11 protein-coding genes and 1 pseudogene are annotated in these 19,492 nt (G+C 69.6%); 7 read left to right on the forward strand and 5 right to left on the reverse strand.

Features of this window, described 5'->3' with window-relative positions; genetic code table 11:
* Positions 1–193: 193 nt before the first annotated feature.
* Together ACI79G_RS15330 and ACI79G_RS15335 are read left to right on the forward strand one after the other, a co-directional pair.
* A complete protein-coding gene (locus tag ACI79G_RS15330) occupies positions 194–700 on the forward strand; it encodes a cupin domain-containing protein (protein WP_456881980.1) in 507 nt (168 codons plus the stop codon).
* 9 nt (positions 701–709) lie between these two features.
* Entirely contained in the window at positions 710–1,750 is a 1,041-nt protein-coding gene (locus ACI79G_RS15335; protein WP_456881981.1) for an NAD(P)-dependent alcohol dehydrogenase, read from the forward strand.
* A gap of 41 nt (positions 1,751–1,791) precedes the next feature.
* Here the strand turns inward: ACI79G_RS15335 and ACI79G_RS15340 are convergent, their stop codons facing one another.
* Positions 1,792–2,190, reverse strand: a complete 399-nt coding sequence (locus ACI79G_RS15340) for a type II toxin-antitoxin system VapC family toxin (protein WP_456881982.1) — start codon at positions 2,188–2,190, stop codon at positions 1,792–1,794.
* Entirely contained in the window at positions 2,187–2,423 is a 237-nt protein-coding gene (locus ACI79G_RS15345) for a FitA-like ribbon-helix-helix domain-containing protein (protein ID WP_091216553.1), read from the reverse strand. Before ACI79G_RS15345 ends, ACI79G_RS15340 begins: the two co-directional genes overlap by 4 nt.
* A 263-nt stretch (positions 2,424–2,686) precedes the next feature.
* Between ACI79G_RS15345 and ACI79G_RS15350 the strand changes: the two are divergent.
* Positions 2,687–3,593 (forward strand): annotated as a pseudogene (locus tag ACI79G_RS15350) (phosphorothioated DNA-binding restriction endonuclease).
* Positions 3,594–3,665: 72 nt separating this feature from the next.
* Here ACI79G_RS15350 and ACI79G_RS15355 read toward each other — a convergent pair.
* The 3 genes from ACI79G_RS15355 to ACI79G_RS15365 form a co-directional block, all read right to left on the reverse strand.
* Positions 3,666–4,085 (reverse strand): hypothetical protein, encoded by a 420-nt coding sequence (locus tag ACI79G_RS15355; protein ID WP_456881983.1) that lies wholly within the window; start codon positions 4,083–4,085, stop codon positions 3,666–3,668.
* A 75-nt stretch (positions 4,086–4,160) separates the two neighbouring features.
* Complete coding sequence (locus ACI79G_RS15360; RefSeq protein ID WP_456881984.1) at positions 4,161–5,183, reverse strand: DUF3048 domain-containing protein; 1,023 nt, start codon at positions 5,181–5,183, stop codon at positions 4,161–4,163.
* A 248-nt stretch (positions 5,184–5,431) separates the two neighbouring features.
* Positions 5,432–10,705: an AAA domain-containing protein gene (locus ACI79G_RS15365; protein ID WP_456881985.1), complete on the reverse strand. Its 5,274-nt coding sequence runs from the start codon at positions 10,703–10,705 to the stop codon at positions 5,432–5,434.
* 269 nt (positions 10,706–10,974) lie between these two features.
* Here ACI79G_RS15365 and ACI79G_RS15370 point away from each other — a divergent pair, with 269 nt between their 5' ends.
* From ACI79G_RS15370 to ACI79G_RS15385, 4 genes are all read left to right on the forward strand, one after another.
* The gene (locus tag ACI79G_RS15370; protein WP_456881986.1) at positions 10,975–13,884 is read left to right on the forward strand and encodes a sigma-70 family RNA polymerase sigma factor; all 2,910 of its coding nucleotides are present in this window, start codon (positions 10,975–10,977) and stop codon (positions 13,882–13,884) included.
* A gap of 180 nt (positions 13,885–14,064) precedes the next feature.
* The gene (locus ACI79G_RS15375) at positions 14,065–15,558 is read left to right on the forward strand and encodes an ATP-binding protein (RefSeq protein ID WP_456881987.1); all 1,494 of its coding nucleotides are present in this window, start codon (positions 14,065–14,067) and stop codon (positions 15,556–15,558) included.
* A gap of 110 nt (positions 15,559–15,668) precedes the next feature.
* The gene (locus tag ACI79G_RS15380; protein ID WP_456881988.1) at positions 15,669–16,526 is read left to right on the forward strand and encodes a PD-(D/E)XK motif protein; all 858 of its coding nucleotides are present in this window, start codon (positions 15,669–15,671) and stop codon (positions 16,524–16,526) included.
* Positions 16,526–19,477, forward strand: coding sequence for a Z1 domain-containing protein (locus ACI79G_RS15385; protein WP_456881989.1), 2,952 nt, complete (start codon positions 16,526–16,528; stop codon positions 19,475–19,477). The genes ACI79G_RS15380 and ACI79G_RS15385 overlap by 1 nt, the downstream gene beginning before the upstream one ends.
* The last annotated feature ends 15 nt before the right edge of the window (positions 19,478–19,492 follow it).

Raw genomic sequence — 19,492 nt, forward strand, 5'->3', positions numbered from 1 at the left:
CCGCGCGCCGCCTCGCGAGCGCACCCTCCCCCGCCCGACGCCCCCCCCCCCCCCCCCCCCCCCCCCCCCCCCCCCCCCCCCCCCCCCCCCCCCCCCCCCCCCCCCCCCCCCCACCGCGCCGGCTCGTCAGGAAATTCATCCGCGCCTCCTCGCGGCAGTACCGTCGTCCCCCGCCCTCCCTGGGGAGGAGACGATGGACGACCGGACAGCCATCCCCTCGGCGCCGCGCATCCTCAAGGCCGGTGACGGCGTGGTCATGGGGGACCCCGACGGGGTCCGTGACCGCTTCATGATCGACGGCGCGGACGCCGGCGGCCGGTTGGCGCTCGTCCAGCACCTGTTCGCGCCCCGGGCGCTGGCCGCCCCGCTGCACCGTCACCACCGGGAGGACGAGTACTCGTACGTGCTCTTCGGGCGCATCGGCGCCGTCCTCGGGGACGACGAGGTCGTCGCGGGACCCGGTGACCTGATCTTCAAGCCGCGGAACCAGTGGCACACGTTCTGGAACGCCGGTGACGAACCGGCTGCGGTGCTCGAGCTCATCTCACCGTCCGGGCTCGAGGAGTTGTTCCGCCAGCTCGGTCGCCTCACCGAGCCACCGACGCCCGAGCAGATCGCCGGGATGGCCGCGCCGTACGAGTGCGATGCCGATCCCGAGGGAACCCAGCGCATCGTCGAACGGCACGGCCTGAGGTTCTGAGGAGCGCGCATGCGAGCGGTGCAGTACCGGACCATCGGCGGCGGACCCGAGGTGGTGGAGGTCCCGACCCCGGAACCGGGACCGGGGCAGGTCCGGCTGCGGGTGACCGCCGCCGGGCTGTGCCACTCGGACTGGTTCGTCATGGACCTGCCCGCCGACAAGTACGCCTACGGGCTGCCGCTGACGCTCGGGCACGAGGGCGCCGGGGTCGTGGACGCGCTCGGGGACGGCGTCACCGGTGTCGCGGTGGGTGACGCGGTCGCCGTCTACGGCGCCTGGGGGTGCGGGCAGTGCCACGCCTGCGCGCGGGGCGCGGAGAACTACTGCCCGCGGGCGGCGTCGCTGGGCATCCAGCCGCCCGGGCTGGGCGCACCGGGGGCGCTGGCCGAGTACCTGGTCGTGGACGACGTCCGGCACCTGGTCCCGCTCGGCGACCTCGACCCGGTGGAGAGCGTCTCGCTCACCGACGCGGGGCTCACGCCGTACCACGCGATCGTCTCCAGCCTCGACAAGCTGCCCGCCGGGAGCACCGCCGTGGTGATCGGCGCCGGCGGGCTGGGGCACGTGGGCATCCAGGTGCTGCGCGCGGTCACCGGAGCGACGGTCGTCGCGCTGGACATCAGCGACGAGAAGCTGGCACTGGCGTCGGAGGTGGGAGCGCACTCCGTGCTGCGGTCGGACCCGTCTGCCATCGAGGCGATCCGGTCGCTGACCGGCGGGGTGGGCGCGCAGGCGGTGTCCGACTTCGTCGGCGCCGCGCCGACCGTGGAGATCGCGCGGAAGTCGGTGGCCCTGGACGGCGTGGTCCAGATCGTCGGGATCGGCGGCGGGCTGCTGCCGACCGGCTTCTTCTCCACGCCGATGGGGGCGTCGGTGCGCGCGCCGTACTGGGGCACGCGGACAGAGCTGATGGAGGTGCTCGACCTCGCCCGGGCCGGCGCGGTGCACGTCGAGGTCGAGAAGTACACGCTCGACGAGGCACCCGAGGCCTACCGCCGGTTGCACGAGGGTGCGGTCCGCGGCCGCGCCGTCGTCGTCCCCGGGGACTGATCCGCCGCTCCGATCGACGCCCGGCAGCGTCCCGTCGCGGCTCAGCGGTCAGGCGTCCGGAAGGTGCACCGCGGACCCGATGCGTCGGCGAGCCTCCGGTCGAGGGTCCACAGCGGCGCGCCCAGCTCCTCGGCGAGAGCGACGAGAGCGGCGTCGTAGGCGGTCACCGTGGGGTGCAGCTCCCAGACCCGGTCGCCCAACGGCTCGAAGGGGAAGGTCGTCACGGGCAGCTGCACGAGGTCGCGGTGCGCCAGTGCGGCGGCATCCCGCCCGAGTCGCCGGGTGAGGACCGCGCGCCGAAGCACGTTCGACACCTCGACGTACAGGTGGGCCGGCGCCGTCAGGACGTCGCCCCGGAGGCCGCCCCGCGCCCACGTGCCACCAGGGCCGTCGTCCACCAGCGCAGCGACCACCGCGGAGGAGTCGACGACGATCGTCACGTGCGGTCGTGGTCGCGCAGGTCGAGGATCTCCGCCGCCGGCAGCCTGGTGCCGGTCGTCCGGACCCGGTGCTGCACCCGGTCCCACAGGTCGGCGGGGCTGGGCCGCCGGGCCAGCTCGGTCAGCTGGGCGCGGACGTACTCCTGCAACGACTGACCGGCGCGGGCCGCGCGGGCAGCCAGCTCGTCGCGGGTCTCGTCAGGGACGTCGCGGATGGTCATCGACACGGGCACGCATGCAGATTAGCAGCAATAGCAGCGGATCGCTGCTATTGCTGTCCCGTCGTCGCCGGCGTCGAGCCGACAGCAGGCCGTCCCTCAGCGGCCTGACTCATCCCCGACACCCCAGCGGCTCGCCGAGATGGCCGCCCTCCACCAGTGCGACCCCCACCCACACGGGACCCGGCACATCCGAGCGGCACGGCCTGGTGCCTGATCGCGCCACTCTTCGTCGTGTCCTGTCACGGACGACCGGCGGCTCAGGGACAGTGACGCCCGTGCCACCCAGCGCCCGCGATGCCCAGCAGGTCCTTGAGCGACTCTCCTCGCTCCGGGCAGCACCAGCAGGACGGGCGCCGCTCGCCGCACAAGCCGCTGCTGGTGCTCCTGGCGCTGGGCCGGCTGGCGACGACCGGGACCAGTGCGCTGCCCTGGTCGGAGGTGGAGTCGCAGCTGGCCGACCTGCTCCAGGAGTTCGGCCCGACGTCGAGGACCGGCCGCGCCCAGAGTGCGGCCTATCCCTTCACCCGCCTGCGCGCCGACGGCGTGTGGACCCTCGACCGCGACGTCCCGATGGACACCGTCAGCCCGCTGCGGGAGGGCGTGACCGGCCGGCTGGAGGCCTCACTCGAAACGGCGCTGCGCGACCGACCTAAGCTCTTGAGCCAGGCGGCTCGCGGGCTGGTCGAGAGCCACTTCCCGGGCACGGTGGCGCCGGATGTCCTGGTGGCGGTCGGTCTGGACCCGGACCTGCTCGAGGGCCGTTGGGTCAGCGAGCGCCCCGACCAGCGACGGCGCAGCGGCGCCTGGCCGGCTGCTGTCATCGCAGCGTGGGACCGGCAGTGCGCCTTCTGCGGCTTCGACGGCGCCGCCGGTGGGGCCGTGGTCGGGATCGAGGCGGCGCACGTCCGCTGGTTCAAGCTGGGCGGCCCCGACGACCTCGACAACGGGCTGGCTCTCTGCTCGCTGCACCACAAGCTGTTCGACCGGGGCATGCTCGGCCTGGACGACGACCTCGCCGTCGTCGTATCCCAGCGCTTCTCCGCCCGCACGCCGCAGGGCCGGGCCCTGTACGACCTGCACGGGCGGCGGCTGCGGCCGCGACCGGGCACTCCCCTACCGGCCGAGCGGCACGTGGCCTGGCACCGCGAGCAGGTCTTCCAGGGGACGGCGCTGGCCGGCTGATCCGGGGGTACTGGCACGGCCCGCCACCGGAGGAGCACCCACCGCGCAGCACCAGAGACGTCGCAGCGACGCCTACGAGGTCAGCGGTCGGTGACTCTTCCACGCGGCGCGGAACTCGGGGTGGAGCTCGTAGATCCACGCGTCGGGGTCCTCACCGGCGCGGGGATCACCGCGGTGCCAGCCGACGAGCCAGCGGCAACCGGTGAACTCTCTCTTGATCAGCTGGGTGAGCTTCCCGTTGCGGCTCTGCAGTTGCGCTGGTGTGCAGCCGACGAGGCGGGCCAGTGAGATGTGTTCCAGCCTTCCGTACTCCGCGAGGGCATCGAGCATGGCCAGACAGGTTTGCGATGAGGGGGTGTTCCGCTCCTCGAGCAGGTCGACAAGCTGCTCGAGACGGCCGTTCTGTAACCAGTTCAGGCCCGTACCCCGGCTGTGGACGTCACCTTCGGCACCGAGGTAGTTGTCGGTGTTGTCGTCGTGGCGGTCGCACACGGTGCTCCTCGTGATTGGTGGTTCTCGGCTGTCGGTAGGCCGGGTGCCCGTCCCACTTCGCCGTCGCTCCGCTGTTCATCCGGTGGCGACGGCGCCGCTGTCGTTGGGGACCAGCTCGACCCAGGTGGTCCCGGGCGCCAGGGTCACCGGGGCGCCGTCCGCTCCGGTCAGCCTCACCCGGTCGTCGGTCCCCGGCTTGGACCAGGTGGCCTCGACCGTGTGCCCGCCGGAGGCGACGAGGGCCCGGCCGGTGCCGGTCAGGATGGTCTCCGGGACGGGATTGCCTGCCGGGTCCCGAGCCTCGGTCGCGACGACGTCGACGCGCAGAACGACGACGTTGGTGGCGCCGATCCGCCGACCGTCCGCCTCGACCGCCGGGGTGCTCCCCTCGCTGCGCAGCCAGCGGCCGTCCGCGGCGTTCCAGGTCCACCGGGGGTGGCTGACCCCGGACAGCGTGAGCTCCAGGGTGGCCGCCTGCTGCCCCGCGGCGACGGCGGTGGCTTTTTCGCCGGCTGCGGGGTGGTCGAACTGGGCGCCGGGTGCGGCTCGGTGGGCGGCGTCGGCCTGGTCGACGAGGGTTTGCGGCACCGCGTGGACGTTGTGCGGCGCCGCGCGGGTCGTCGTCCGGTGGAAGCCGTCGGCCCCGGAGTCCTGGCTGATCACCTGCAGTCCCGCGTCCTGGGCGGCGGTGACGTAGGCCGGCACGCCACCGGAGAACGCGAGCAGCCCGCCCAGCGACGCCGCGATCGCGGGGTCCATCGGCCGGATCGACCGCACCGGCCCGATCTCGGGCGGCAGGTCGGAGTGGTAGACGGCGACGAACCGGGTGATCCCGCCCTCGACGACCTGCTCCCACACCATGTCCGCGGCGGCCAGCCCGGTCTGCGGCCGGGCGTCGACGGAGTTCTCGATCTTCACCGCGAGCGCCGGGCGGTCGGCGACCGCGTGGGCCGGGACCCCGGTCAGCGGCCAGGCAGGCGTGGACGACCGCGTCACCGCGGCGATGATCGAGTCCAGGTACGGCACCGCGGACACGTGCTTTTCAGCCACCGGCCACGTGACCACCACGCCGGCGGTCACCAGCACCACGATGAGCACGGCTGCTCGAAAAGCGCGTCCGGACCTCGACCGGCGGCGGCGCTTCGCCGTCTTGCCTCCCTTGGCTCGGGAGTCCTTCGTGGTGCCAGCACCCTTTCTCGGTCCGGAGCGGGACCGGGGCGCGGTGGACCTGGGCACGTGGATGCTTCCTGGCTCGGCGAGGCGTTGCCTTTCCTGTATCGGCACGGCCCACCGGGCTCGGCACCACGACTCTGCGAGGCAGCCGGGCGCCGACGCGCGAGGCTGGATCAGGACCCGACCGCGTGTCCGAGGTCGGCCAGCCGGCGGCGAGCCCTCCCCCGCTCCTCCTCGCTGAACAGCTCGGCAAAAGTAGGATCAAGGACCGCTGCCTCCACACTGTGCTGGAGCAGGCTCAACTCCCAGAGCCGCGAGAGCCCCTCGTGGACCTTCCCGGCGGCGAGGATTTGCTTGGCGGCGGACCAGCCGCCGTACTGGGTCACCATTCGCTGGAGGTAGGCCGGCCGGTACCCGGCATCTCGGACGATCTGGAGGTCGCGGAGGATTCTGCGCCCGAAGTCCCGCTTGAGCGAGGCCAGTTCCTGCTTGTTCGTTCCGTCCCCCGACGGGGTGGGCGACATCAGCTGCTCGCTGACCGCCGCGGGGGGTATGACAGTGTCGGAACGTCGCGGAACAGGTCGGTCAGTCGCCGGAGCGGGCGTTGCCGGCGCGGCGGTCGGGCGAAGGACATAGTGGGTCCCCTTCGTCACGCCCCGACGCTCGAGCTGGCCCGCGACGGTCATCAGCGTGAGCAGGTAGCGCGCCTCCTCGATGGTGATCTCGAGATAGCGACGGACGATCTCACTGGTTACTGCTCCGTTCGCGGCGAGTTCCAGCACGAGCGCACGGGCCTCGTCGTCCGGCCGCCTCGGCCGCTGAACGGACTCGGAGCGCTGCGGCGAGTCTGCGGCACCGGAGGAGGAAGTGACCGGCGGCGCAGGCGGACGCCGCGGAGGTGTCACGGTCGGCGCAGGTGGGGCAGGTGGCGCGATAACGGACGACCGTGCCGGCGCTGAGGGCACAGAAGCGATCGGCTCGGGCACCTCGGTCGAGGAGTCGGCGTCGTCGTCGGGGTCGAGGTCCACTCCCTCGTCGGACGAGAGCGGACCGGGGGTCCATGCGGTGATGGCGGCGCCGCCCGCATCTATCCGCGTCGGCCCGATGCCGCGCCGGTCGAGAGCGAGCCACAGATCGGCGAGCGCAGCCTCGGGGTCCAGGTAATAACGCGACTCGCGGATGCGCCAGAACTCCCATCCGCAACGGCGGAGCTCGAGCTCGCGGGCGAAGTCGCTGGCCACCTGCTCCGGTGAGCTGTGCCACGCGTCGCCGTCGCACTCGACGGCCAGCTTTCCCTGCGCGCCGGTGATAACCAGGTCGATGCGCCGGCCGTTCACCTCCACCTGCGGGGTCACGTGGTAGCCGCGCTGCTGGATGCGCCGGAAGACCCGCTGCTCGAAGAGGCTGTCGAAGTCGGGGTGACGCTCGTCCTCCTGCACGTCCTCGGGCATCGCCGCGGCGGCCGCGACGGGCGCTGAGGTCATGTAGGTCAACAGCTGAGCCCGCAGGTCGTCAGGCCGGAGCTGGTCGACCATCACGGAGTGGAAGAGCCAGAGCTGGTCGCGTGCCCGTGACGCCGCGACGTTGTAGGACCGCTGCGCGTCGAGCCGGGTCTGCGGCTGCCGGCGCTTGTGGTCCGGTGCGGTGACCAGGCTGAGCAGGACGACGTCCCGCTCGTCCCCCTGGAAGTCCGGGGGCGTGCCGACCCGGAGGGCCCGACGCTCCCACTCCTCGGGATCCACGCGGGTGCGCAGCGCGTCGTTGATGAGCTTGACCTGCCACTGTCCCTGGAGGACGACGACGCTGAAGGTCTTGCCGTCGTAAGCGGGGTCCTGCAGGCAGTCCACGAGCGCCGTGACGATGGCCTCCGCCTCGACGACGTTGCGCATCTGGGCGTTGGTGCCCTCGGTGTAGGCACCCGGCACAAAGCTGGCCCGCAGGGGCGGCAGCCGGTCGGCGCCGTGTTGCCGGACCGGCACCAGGGGTGCGTCCCGGTAGAACATCTGGGACGACCACGTGATGATCTCCGGCATGCACCGGAAGTGCTCCCGTAGTCGGATCACCTGACCGAATCGCGTCCGCAGCAGCGAGAACACGCTGGACCGCGGCGTGAAGCCGGATCGCAGGTAGTTGGGGACGTCCGGCAGCAGCGTGTCGAGCCGCTCGAACACCTTGTCGAGTGCCCCGTGCTTGACCTCGGACGGCGTGCACTGCTTGTCGTCACCGACGACGATGACGCGGGGCGCGAGCCACAGGAGGAACAGGTTCTCGATGCCGACCTGGCTGGCCTCGTCGACGATGACGACGTCGAAGGCACCCTGGTTCGGCGGGATGGACGCCAGCACCTCCTGCAGGGGCATGACCCACGCGGGCACAGCGCTCTGCGCCTCGGTCATGGCCTCCCGGGCTGCCAGCCGGTAGCGCTGGGCGTACTTGCCGCTACCCTTGCCGACGTTCGTCATGTTGTCCCGGTAGGACTGCAGGGCGGTCACCTGGCGGGCGGTCATCCGCTCGAGGCAGGCCCGCCACGACTGCTGAGCGGCCAGCTCGGCGGTCAGCTTCGCGAGGTCCCGGTCGACGACGGCCAGCTCACGGTCCAGAACCGCCTCCCGTCCGGGCGCGGTGCGCTCACGGACGAAGGTGGCAGCCTGCGCCCAATCCCAAGCCGCCTTGAGCCGCGGCAGTCGCTCGGCCCAGACGGGATCCGCGGCCGTGTCCCGGAGGAGGGCCAGCAGCGCCGGAGCTGCAGCGCCCAACCGTCCGGAGAGCTCGTCGCAGCGGGCTTGGGCGCGCTGCTCACGTCCGGCCAGTTCCAGGTCGTGCACCGCTGCCTCGTACGTCGAGGCGTCCGCCGCGCTCAGCGAGTCGATGGCGGCGTCTAGCTCGGGAGGCCGCTGCCCTCGCTCGACGGTGTCGGCCAGCGCCGTCGCAAGGCGCTCGAGCTCATCGGTTGCACGCCGTGCGATCTCGACGTCGGCGAATACCGTGGCGACCTCGACGAAGCGGCGCATGCCGAGGGTCGTCCCCAGATCGGCCCGCGGCATCGTGGGGATGCCGGCCAGTTGCCGGCCCAGCTGGTCCCGGGCGACGCGCAGCGTCTCGATCGCAGCGATCGTGGCGACGACGCGGTGGGCGTGCGAGACCTGTAGGGGTCGGGGCCCGGGGACGCCGCCGGGGATCCCGAGCATCCCCGTGGTCCCGGCAAAGGTCTGCAGCCGCGCGAGTGAGAACAGGTGCAATGAGATCAGGTGGGCCTGCTCGGCCGTCGTGACGGGTTGACCGTCGACGGACGCCAGCGGGAGATGCGGCTCGGCTGCCTTCTGCTGGTCACTCTTGAACAGCTTCTTCAGCGAACCGCCGTCGCGGAGGTAGACCGCGAGGTCGGCGAAGACCTGGCCGCCGGCGGCGGGAGCCGAGTCCCCGGTGAACTGGACGTCCCGGAACCCGATCTGGTCCTGCATCGCGCGGGCGTCGCCGACCAGCTGACGCGCCTGGCCGACCTGCTGCCACAGCAGCTCGTTGTCGCGGCGGAGGACGCTGTCGAGGACGGGCATGGCCCAGTGGGCATCGACGCTGCCGGCCAGCCCTTCCAGCCCGTCGCGGATGTCACCGCAGGTGCGGACGAGGGCGGCGAGAGTCCGGGCGTCGAGCTGCCCGAGGACCTCGGCCAGCGGTCCGGATTGGGTGGCCCGAGCTTGCGCGCCCCGAGCGACGTCCTTTGCGAGTCGACGCACAACGGCGAGCTCGGGGAGCGCGCCCATCGAGGGCACGATCTGGTTCCGTCGGCGACGACGCAGCTCGGTGTCCGCGGGCAGCTCACGCCGGAGCTCGTCGACCTCGGTCGTCGTCAGGGGGAGGACCCCGTGGGCGGGGATCGGCATCCACTCGTGGTCGGATTTTGCCGCAGCGACCCTCTCGGCGATGCGTCCGAGTGTCCCGGCGTAGCCCGGCGCGACCTCGGGATGCAGGTACGTCTCGGACTCGCGCAGGGCGCGGATGTCCTCGAGCACACGCGCGCGGCGCCCTCGTGCCTGGCTGAGCTTGCCCGCGAGGTCGTCGATCACCCGCTGCGACCGCTCGGGGTTGTAGGAGGAGTGCTCTGCGGCCAGCCGCGCGACGCTACGGCTGAGCTCGGCCGAGCCGCCACGGCCTGCATCGGTGATCGAGACGCACAACTCCTGCATCTCATCGGGCAGCTTGTCGCGCAGCACCTTGAGTGCCTGCGCCTTCTCACTGGTGACCAGGACCCGCTGGCCGCGTGCCAGCAGCGCGGAGACCAGATTGGCGATCGTGTGTGTCTTCCCGGTGCCGGGAGGGCCCTCGACGACGACGCCGGTGTCCCCGCGCAGGCGTCTGATGATCTGGGCCTGTTCCTCGTTGGCCGCCAGCGGAAACAGGGGGTCCTCGGCGACGTCCGACGCCGTGGCGGCACCCGTCGACTCCAACCAGGACAGACGCTCGCCGGCCTCGATGGACTGGACCAGCTGAGCCAGCCCCAGCGGGACCGGCTCACCGTCGCGCATGAGCGTGCGCTCGATGTCGTTGTAGTACTCCTGCAGCGCATAGGCCCCGCGCCGGCGCAGAACGACGGCCGGCGTGACGGTGAGCGACGCCCGGCCCGCCCCGGGTACGGCCCAGTCGGGCTCAACCTCGACCGGGCGCAGCAGGGCGCGGGTCGCCCACTCCTTGAGGAACGTGAGGGCGTTGTCGCTCGCCGGGCGGACGTCGAGCTGGGTGATCCGAGCTCGGAGCACGGAGGTGCCGCTGTCGTCGAAGACGTCCTCCAGGCCGGCGAGGACGCGACCGTCCTCAAGAGCGGTCCCGGCCGACGACGGATCCAGTGTGACGACGACGTCGCCGGTTCCGACCTCGATGTCGATGACGACGCGGTGAGCGAGCACGTGCGTCCGGACACCTGCATCGGGTAGCTGCAGCAGCCCTCCGGAGAGCACCGCCTCGACGCTCTCCGGGTTCTCCAGCGTCTGCTGGCGCATCGTGCGGAGCTGATCGTAGGTGCGGTGCAGCACCCGCTGCGGACGGTCCCGCGCAGCCCACGCCTGCCAGCGCGGCAGCCAGTTCTCGTATGCCTCGATGACCTCCGGCCGGTCCGCCTGCGCCACCGTGGTGCCGTCGGGGGCGGGTCCCTGGGCGCGCAGCCGGGGAGCCTCGAGGGAACTGTCGTCCCTCTCCGGCAGCGGAACCCATCCCTGTAGGACGTCCGGCAGCGCCGGCGAGGTCTCGAGCACGACTCGCGGGAGGCGGAGCAGCACGGCGCCCGGGCCCACCTCGCCGTCGATCGCGGCGAGGTCGCGGACGCCGTCGAGCCACAGGTGGTCCAGGTGGTCCTTGACCTGCCGCACCGGCACCGTCCGAGCGGTGACCAGGTCCTTGAGGAACTGGACGAGCCGGTTGACCTTGTCCTGGAGGGCAGGGTCCGTCGGGCTCATAGCGGTCGGCAGCGTCGACAAGCTGATCCCCCGTGGTGATGGCGCGCGTTCCGATCCGGAACGGTCCGCGACCGCCACGCTAGGCGGGTCCTGTGACGGGGACCAAGCGCTCTCCCTTCGAGTTCGTCCCGCGCGTCCCGAACGCCACACCGGATGCCCACGGGACTCACCAGCCCCACCCGGTCGGGCGTCGTGCCCCCGCCCCGTCGTTGCGGTGACCTACGGTTCTGCTTCACAGGCCGGAACGCCTGAGTCCGCACGGGGGTCCGATGTCCACTCACGCTGACGACGCCGTCGTCGATCCCTGGGTCGTCCTCCGTCGGCTGATGGAGGAGAACCGAGCGCTGCGCGCCGAGCGCGAGGAGCTGCGGGACCGGGTCGACGAGCTGGAACTCCGGCTGGCGCAGCAGCCGACGACGGTCCCCGTCCACGAGGACCGTCCGGTACTCGTTCCCGTCGCCGAGGGACCGACGCCCGAGGCCGTCGACGACTCGAGCGCCCCGGCCACAGGAGACGACGGTGCCGTACCGGCCCTCCCGGACATCTCCGCGTTGCTGCGCCCCTGGCAGCGTGACGCGCTGGCCGCGTGGCAGGCAGCCGGGCGGCGCGGTGTGGTCGAGGCCGTTACAGGCGCCGGGAAGACCTTTGTCGGGATCTGCGCGACACGAGATGCCGTGGCAGCAGGTGGCCGTGCGTTGGTGCTGGTGCCGACCAGGGAGCTGCAGGAGCAGTGGGTCCGGGTACTTGTCGAACAGCTCCCCGACGTCGTCGTCGGCCGGCTCGGTGGTGGCCGGCAGGACGAGCTCGCGGAGTGCGACGTGCTGGTCGCCATCGTCCACTCAGCAGCCGCCCGCTCGTTGCGACCTCGTCCCGGTGACGTCCTCGTCGCCGACGAGTGCCACCGTTACGGCGCACCCACCTTCGCGCACGCGCTGGAGGATGGCTTTGAGCAGCGTCTGGGCCTGACCGCCACGTACCAGCGGGAAGACGACGGTGTGGCGACGTACCTGCGGCCGTTCTTCGGCGACGTCGTCTTCACCCTCTGGTACGACCGGGCCCTGGCCGACGGCATCATCGCACCCTTCGACATCGCGCTCGGAGCCGTGCAGCTGACCCCGGAGGAGCAGCAGCAGTACGACGACTGTGGCGAACGAATGGAGAAGGCCGCCCGCAACCTCGAGTGGCGACACGGCATCGCTCGCGAGCCCTACGAGCAGTTCATGGCTCAGGTGAGCCGCATGGCCAGAGGCGAGCGCAGCGACCCGCTGTCCATTGCGGCACGCGCCTACCTCGGACCCATGAGCGCTCGGCGGGCACTCCTCGCGGAGTCACGCGGCAAGCTCGACGCTCTCGCTCTCCTCGAACCAGCCGTGCGTCGAGCGCACGGCGCCCTGGTGTTCACGCAGACCAAGGAGAGCGCGGAGTCCGCAGCCGGCCTGTTCGAGGAAGCCGGCATCCCGGCGGCGGCGCTCTACTCAGGCCTTCACGACGACGACCGCCGCGATCGCATGGACGCGTTCCGCGAACGTGCGTCCCAGCTGCTCGCGGCGCCTCGTGTGTTGGACGAGGGCCTCGACGTGCCGGAGGCAGACCTCGCCGTGATCGTCGCCGCGAGTCGGAGCCGCCGCCAGCTCGTGCAGCGCCTGGGGCGGGTCCTACGTCCGAAGTCGGACGGGCGCCCCGCCCGCCTCGTGATGCTGTACGCCAAGGGGACCCTCGAGGACCCCACCCTGTACATCGACTCCCCCTTGACGGCGGTGCTTCCCCACAGCCGTCGGGACGGTGACTTCGGCCTGCCGACCCAGCGCGACGGGATGCTGCGCTTCCTCCTCGGGGACGACGCCGAGCTGCCGCCGCCCCCGGTGCCGGGCGGTGACGCTGCCCCTGCGGAAGTGCGTCCCGATGTCCCGGTGCCGCCACCGTCTACGCCGACGACGCACCGAGAGGTGCAGTCCCTGGGGAAGAAGCACGGCAGGCCGCGGACCGCGCATATCGCCGCGCCACCCAATGGCGAACCGCCGACCGGATCGTCGTGGGGCGACGCGGAGGACGTCCAGGCGGCAGAAGCGGCACGCAAGGAAGCCGAGGAGCTCGCCGCGACTGACGGCGTCCGCGCCTACTACAAGCAGATTGCCCGCTTCGAACTCTTGGACGCCGAGCAGGAGGTCGACCTCGCAAAGCGCATCGAGGTGGGCCTCTTCGCCGGGGAGCGGCTGCGCCGGGCGCAGGACAAACAGTTCAGGCTGACGCCGCAGATGCGTCGGGACCTCCAGTGGTTGGTCCGCGACGGCGCGCGGGCCAAGACGGCCATGATCGAGGCCAACGTCCGCCTGGTCGTCTCACTGGCCAAGCGCTACACCGGCCAGGGGCTCGGCTTCCTCGATCTCATCCAGGAAGGCAACCTAGGCCTCATCCGGGCGGTCGAGAAGTTCGACTTCATGCAGGGCTACAAGTTTTCGACCTACGCCACCTGGTGGATCCGTCAGGCGCTCTCACGGGCCGTGGCCGACCAGGGCCGGACCATCCGACTTCCGGTCCACGTGGTCGAGCAGCTCGACGCGTTCAGGCGGGCCGTTCGCGAGGCGGCGGCGCGGGGCCACCCCATCGAGACGCCCGATGAGATCTCGAAGGCCGTAGGAGAGCCCGTTGACGACGTACTCAGGTACCTACGATTGCTGCGCGGGATCTGGAGCCTCGACGAACTCCTCGAGAACCCCAACGTCGAATCCGGTCTTCGTCAACTCCAGCAGGACGACACAGAGGCCCAGGATGCGAAGGATCGGCATGAGCTGGCGGAGCGAGCCCTCGACGAGCTGCAGCCCCGCCCCCGCCAGGTGCTGCGCATGCGGTTCGGCTTCGAGACCGGCGAGCCGATGACGCTGGATGACATCGGTCGGCACTTCGGTGTAACTCGAGAACGGATCCGACAGATCGAGAGCAAGGCGCTCGAGTGGCTCGCCCGACGTGTGACTCGCGACTTCTCATACGGCGGCACCCCACAGGCCAGTCCGTCCCGCCGCACACCCCGTCCGGCAGTCCCGATGACTGTCACGGCGATGGACGGACCTCAGTCGATCGTCGAGCGCTATGTGCGCACGCATGTGGAGACACCGACCTCGGTGGATGCCGATCGAAGCACGGGTCCTGGCCACGAGACCAGCGTCGCAGGCTCTCGGTGATGGCTGCCGCGCTGCAGCGTGCACCGAACCGCCGTAAACCCTTTCAACCCCTCGGGGTGAACATGAGGCGCAACCGCAAGGAAACCGCCATGGACGGACGAGAACCATGTCGAGCGTGTAATCGATGCAGGCGATAAGGAACCCGACCTGCACGTCGACAGAGTGCGCAGTGGAGCAGAAGTGACGGAACTCGACAAGGTGGCGGTCACCAGCAAGGTGACCCTGCCTCCCAATTCCCGCCTCCTGAGCAGTCTGGGGAGGAATCACGACCTCGCCAGTGCGATCGCAGACCTCGTGGACAACAGCATCGACGCAGGCGCGCAGCATGTTCGCATCCGCTTCATCCGGCGCAACGATCGACTGATCCGCCTGTACGTCCTCGACGACGGTCGGGGGATCGCTGAGCGCCAGATCAACAACGCGATGACGATCGGCGGCCAACGAGACTACCGAGCAGACGACCTCGGTCACTTCGGCCTCGGACTCAAGGCTGCGTCGTTCGGGCACGCCGACCAACTGACGCTGCTCTCGAAGACCGACGACGGAGAACAAGCGGGCCGGCATTGGGCGCTCGACGGGGCGCTGTCGGGTTTCGCATGCGACGTCGTCGACCCGAAGTTCGTGAAGAAGGAGATGCGCGCTCAACCGCTGGTGAACAAGAGCCGATCCGGAACGATCGTCAGATGGGATGCCATCCGGACCTTCCCACTGGTGAGCGACGAGCGCGAGACCAACCGTTTCCTCACCGACACAATCGCCAAGCTGCAGCGACACCTGGGGTTGGTCTTCCACCGATTGCTACAAGAGGGACGCATCGACGTCAGCGTCGACGAGTACGACCTCGACTCCCGAGCGGCGGGCTCCCCCATCCCCATCTCAGCGATCGATCCCTTCGCCTACAGCTCGAGCGGCCACCCCGAGTACCCGAAGAACTTGACCGTCCGTTCTGATCCGCAGCACACGCTGGTCTGTCACCTCTGGCCACCTCGATCCACCCTGCGCGAGTTCCGCCTCGATGAGCGACCTGACAGGTACCAGGGTCTGTACGTCTATCGGAATGATCGCCTGATCCAGGCCGGCGGATGGAACGGCGTGGTGCACACGGACAGAGAGCTCCAATTGGCCCGCGTGGTGCTGGACCTGGCGCCAGGTTCCGAGGTGAACGTCCGACTCAATCCGGAGAAGTCGCGCGTCGAGCCCACCGAGGGATTCGTTCGGGCACTGCAGCGCGCTGCGGGCGATGAGGTGAGCCTCGACGACTACCTGGAAGACGCACGGGCCCTCTATCGACGCGGCCGGCGGCGACAACGCAAGCGGCCTCGGGTCATCCCCGCAGGACGCGGGTTGGCGCCCGAGGTCAAGAGCGCACTACGGACGGAGCTGCTCCCCATCCCGAACGAAGAACCGATCGACATCCGATGGGGTCGAATCCCCGGCGATGTGTTCTTCCAGGTGGATCGCGATGCTCGCGTACTGCTCCTCAATCGCAAGTACCGGAGCAGTTTCGTCGGGTCGACGGGAGGAAGCCTCAATGACGCGCCTCTACTCAAGACCTGCCTCTACCTCTTGATCGAGGACGTCTTCCAAGGGCACTACATGGGTTCTCGAGACAAGGACAACATCGAGATGTGGCAGGCTGTACTCACCGCGGCAGCCAAGGCCCAGCAGACGTGAGTACGGGGCCATCCGCGTCGAGACACCTCTCGAGTGAGAGCCTCCATCTGTATCTCGCGCAGAAGAGCCGGGCAGTCGTACCCGTCCCGGGATCCCCGCAGGTCGCCCTGGTGGTAGACGGACTACGCACGACCCTTGCTCTTGAGACGCCGTGGGATGGACGCGTCGTTCCGACCCTGCAGAGCTACCGGAACCTCCGCTGCGACGTCATCTATCGCGACGGCCTGAACTGGGCCCGCCTCGAGGTCGCGAGCCCTCACATCCTCGACGAGGCCTATCCGCTCTTGACCGCGCTTGCAGACCGCCTACAACTGGCCGACGAACCATTCGCCTCAGCGGTAACCGAGACGATCACTGGGCTCGAGTCCCTGCTCCAGCACGAAAGTGCTATGTCCCGTGAGCGAGAGATCGGGCTCTTCGGGGAACTCCTGGTCCTGGAGCGACTGTTCGTCACCATGGGGGTAGAGCGAGCGATCACGGCGTGGACGGGTTCTGAGAGAGCGGAGCACGATTTCGCGATACCTCAGACCGACCTGGAGGTGAAAACCACGGCGGGCGAGAAGCGCGTCCATTGGATTTCCGGCCTCGGGCAGCTGTCCCCGACGCCAGGACGGGATCTCCATCTGGTCAGCCTGCAGGTCACAGACGCTGGAGCAGGTTCAGGTGAGAGCTTGACCGCGTTGGTCCGACGGATCATCGGCGCGTCGCAGGGTCGAGAGGCTGTGGTCCTCGAAAGACTCCGACAGGCCGGCTGGGACGACACGTCACCCAACCTGCCGATGCGTCCATGGCGCCTCCGCAGTGATCCGCTCACCGTGCACGTCAGTCAGGTCCCGGCGCTCACGACACAGTCGCTCGGCAGCCTGGTCGACATCGCACGACTCGAGGACGTCCGCTATCGGATCGACGTCACCGGACTGCCATCGGCGCCGACCGACACTGAAGCCTTCTCGCCTAGGAGTAGTTGATGACCTTGACAGCTGCCTACCTCGCGGCGCTTCGCAGCATCGGTGACGGAGCGCCGAAGGCGCTCGCCCGACGAGCCCAGAACGAGGCCGACGACGAGTTCCCGACGATCGACGTCAGCCCTGCGGCGTTGGTGGACCACCTCCGGAGCACCGGCCCCAACGACACGCTCCGGATGCGCATGCACCTCGCGCTGGCCCGCTGGGATGCTGCCGACCCCGCCCCATGGGCTCCTGGGACGGAGGGCTACAGCCAGGCACGCCGGCGGGACACGTACAGCGCGTTGCGGCTCGACGAGGCGACGGCCGTCGCATTTGACGACCTGTTCCCCCTCGCAACCCCCGGGGGGTCGGTCATCAGCGACCGCTTCGAGGAGTGGTACACCGAGGACCGCAGGCAGGAGCGGACACACTACTGGGACGTTTACAGCCGATACCTGCTGGAGACGCGCCACTGGAACCCGGCGGCCGTCGCACGCCTGAACACCGCCAGCACCCAGGTCGTCGAGCGATTGTCGGACCCCACCAGGCCCCAGGCCTACCAGTCGAAGGGTCTCGTAGTCGGCTACGTCCAGAGCGGGAAGACGGCCAACTTCACCGGTGTCATCGCGAAGGCCATCGACGCAGGTTATCGGCTCGTCATCGTCCTTACCGGCACAGTGGACATCCTCCGCCAACAGACGCAGCGTCGGCTCGACATGGAACTCGTCGGCGTCGAGAACATCAAGCGCGGTGTGGATCTGACTGATCCCGACCTGGCGGGCCAAGTCGATTACCAGGACGACCAGGACTGGCGGAGTGGGAAGTTCGTGTCGCACGGCGGTCAGCCGTCGGACCTCGGTGCACCCGACGTCGTCCGACTGACCACGAGCAGGAACGACTACCGGCGACTCAACCAGGGAATCGCAGCGCTCGATGTCGCCAGGCGTGATCGACACCGCCCCCTGTACGACCCCGTCAACCTGTTCACCAGCGATGCTCGTCTGGCTGTCATCAAGAAGAACGCTGCCGTCCTGACCAAGCTGGTCAAGGACCTCAAAAGCATCACGACCAAGCTCTCGGACATCCCGGTACTCATCATCGATGACGAGTCGGACCAAGCGTCAGTGAACACCAGCAACCCCGCCAGCTGGCAGGCTGGCCAGCAGGACAGGACTGCGATCAACGGCCTGCTGTCTCAGATCCTCGGGCTCCTCCCGCGCGCGCAGTACGTGGGGTACACCGCGACACCCTTTGCCAATGTCTTCATCGATCCCAGCGACAGCGAGGACATCTTCCCCAAGGACTTCTTGATCAGCCTCGAACGACCCGTCGGTTACATGGGGGTCAGCGACTTCCACGACCTGGACAGCGATGTGGCGCTCGGCGCTCGGACGGTCGCGAACTCGCAGGAGAAGGCGTTCGTACGTCCCCTCTTGGGCCAGTCGGACGACGAGCGCCAGACGGAGCTGACACAGGCCATCGACGCTTATGTGTTGTCCGGTGCACTCAAGTTGTTCCGGGAAGCCCGAATGGATCGCCCGGGCTTCTACCGGCACCACACGATGCTGGTCCACGAATCCGTGAAGATGGCGGAACACAAGGAAACCCGGAAGCACGTCCTCGAAGCTTGGCAGGCCAGGGCGTACGCATCCGCCCGCGGACTCGCGCCGCTTCGCACTCTCTTCGAGACCGATTTCCGCCTCGTGAGCGAAGTCCGCGCCGGTGATTACCCGGTGCCAGCACACTTCGAGGAGCTCGAACCATTCGTGGGGCAGGCGCTCGCGAGGATGCGTGGGCTCGACGGGAGTCCCGTCATCGTCGTCAACGGTGACAAAGACCTCGTACAGGAGGCACTCGACTTCGATGCCCACCCCGTGTGGCGGATCCTCGTCGGTGGCACCAAGTTGAGCCGGGGCTTCACCGTCGAGGGCCTCACGATCTCGTACTACAGGCGGAGGACCGCGGCCGCGGACACCTTGATGCAGATGGGCCGTTGGTTCGGTTTCCGCGAGGGCTACGCGGACCTCGTACGACTGTTCATCGGACGGCGCGAGCCGATCGGTCGTGGCTTCGACGATCTCTACGCCAAATTCGAGGCCGTCGTCCGCGACGAGGAGGTCTTCCGGGAGCAACTGCGGCAGTACGCCAAGCCCGTCGACGGTGAGGCGCAGGTGCGGCCGGACCAGATCCCGCCACTGGTGTCGCAGCATCTGCCGACGCTGCGGCCGACCTCTCCGAACAAGATGTACAACGCCGAGCTGCAGGTGCGCCGCTCGCCCGGAACCCCGTTGGAGCCGACGGCTTACCCTGAGGTGCGGCTCGACCTGGCGCACAACTATGCCGCCGCTCTTCCGCTCCTGAAGGCAGCAACGGACCTACAGACGCTCCCGGTCCCCAAGCGCGACCTAACTTACCCTTCAAGTCCCCTGACCTTTGAGGCGTACACCGGCGTAGTGCCACACGCCGAAGTGCTGCAGTCCCTCAGCGCCTATCGCTGGTACTCCGCTGACTACTTCCTGCCGGACCTCAGGTACCTGGAGGAGGCAACGGCGCAGATCGACGACTGGCTCGTCGTCCTGCCGCAGCTAGCAGGTGGGTCGTCAGGTGAACTGCCTGATGTGGGGTGGCGCAGTCTCATTGAACGCACCCGCCGCCGCGGCGCCCTCTTCGGGGCAATCAGCGACCCGAATCACCGGCGCGCCTGCCTCTCGATCGCGACGGAGGGAGGTGGCACTGCACCGGTCGGTCAATCCCTGTCTGGTCCGCGGCGCGGGGTCCTCCTGATGTACCCGGTGGTGGAGCACACGGTCGTCGCGTCGACCTCCACGGTTGACGAGAGTCGTGTCGTCGTCGCGTTCACGGCCATCACGCCGCGAACCGCGGTCGGCACGACGTCGCAGCTGGTGACGTTCCGCGCCCGCAACGCGGCTTCGCGGAGGGCCATCATCGACGCAGGCCAACGGATGGACTGACACCGGTTCGGGTCC

It is taken from the genome of Geodermatophilus sp. SYSU D00779, assembly GCF_054050595.1.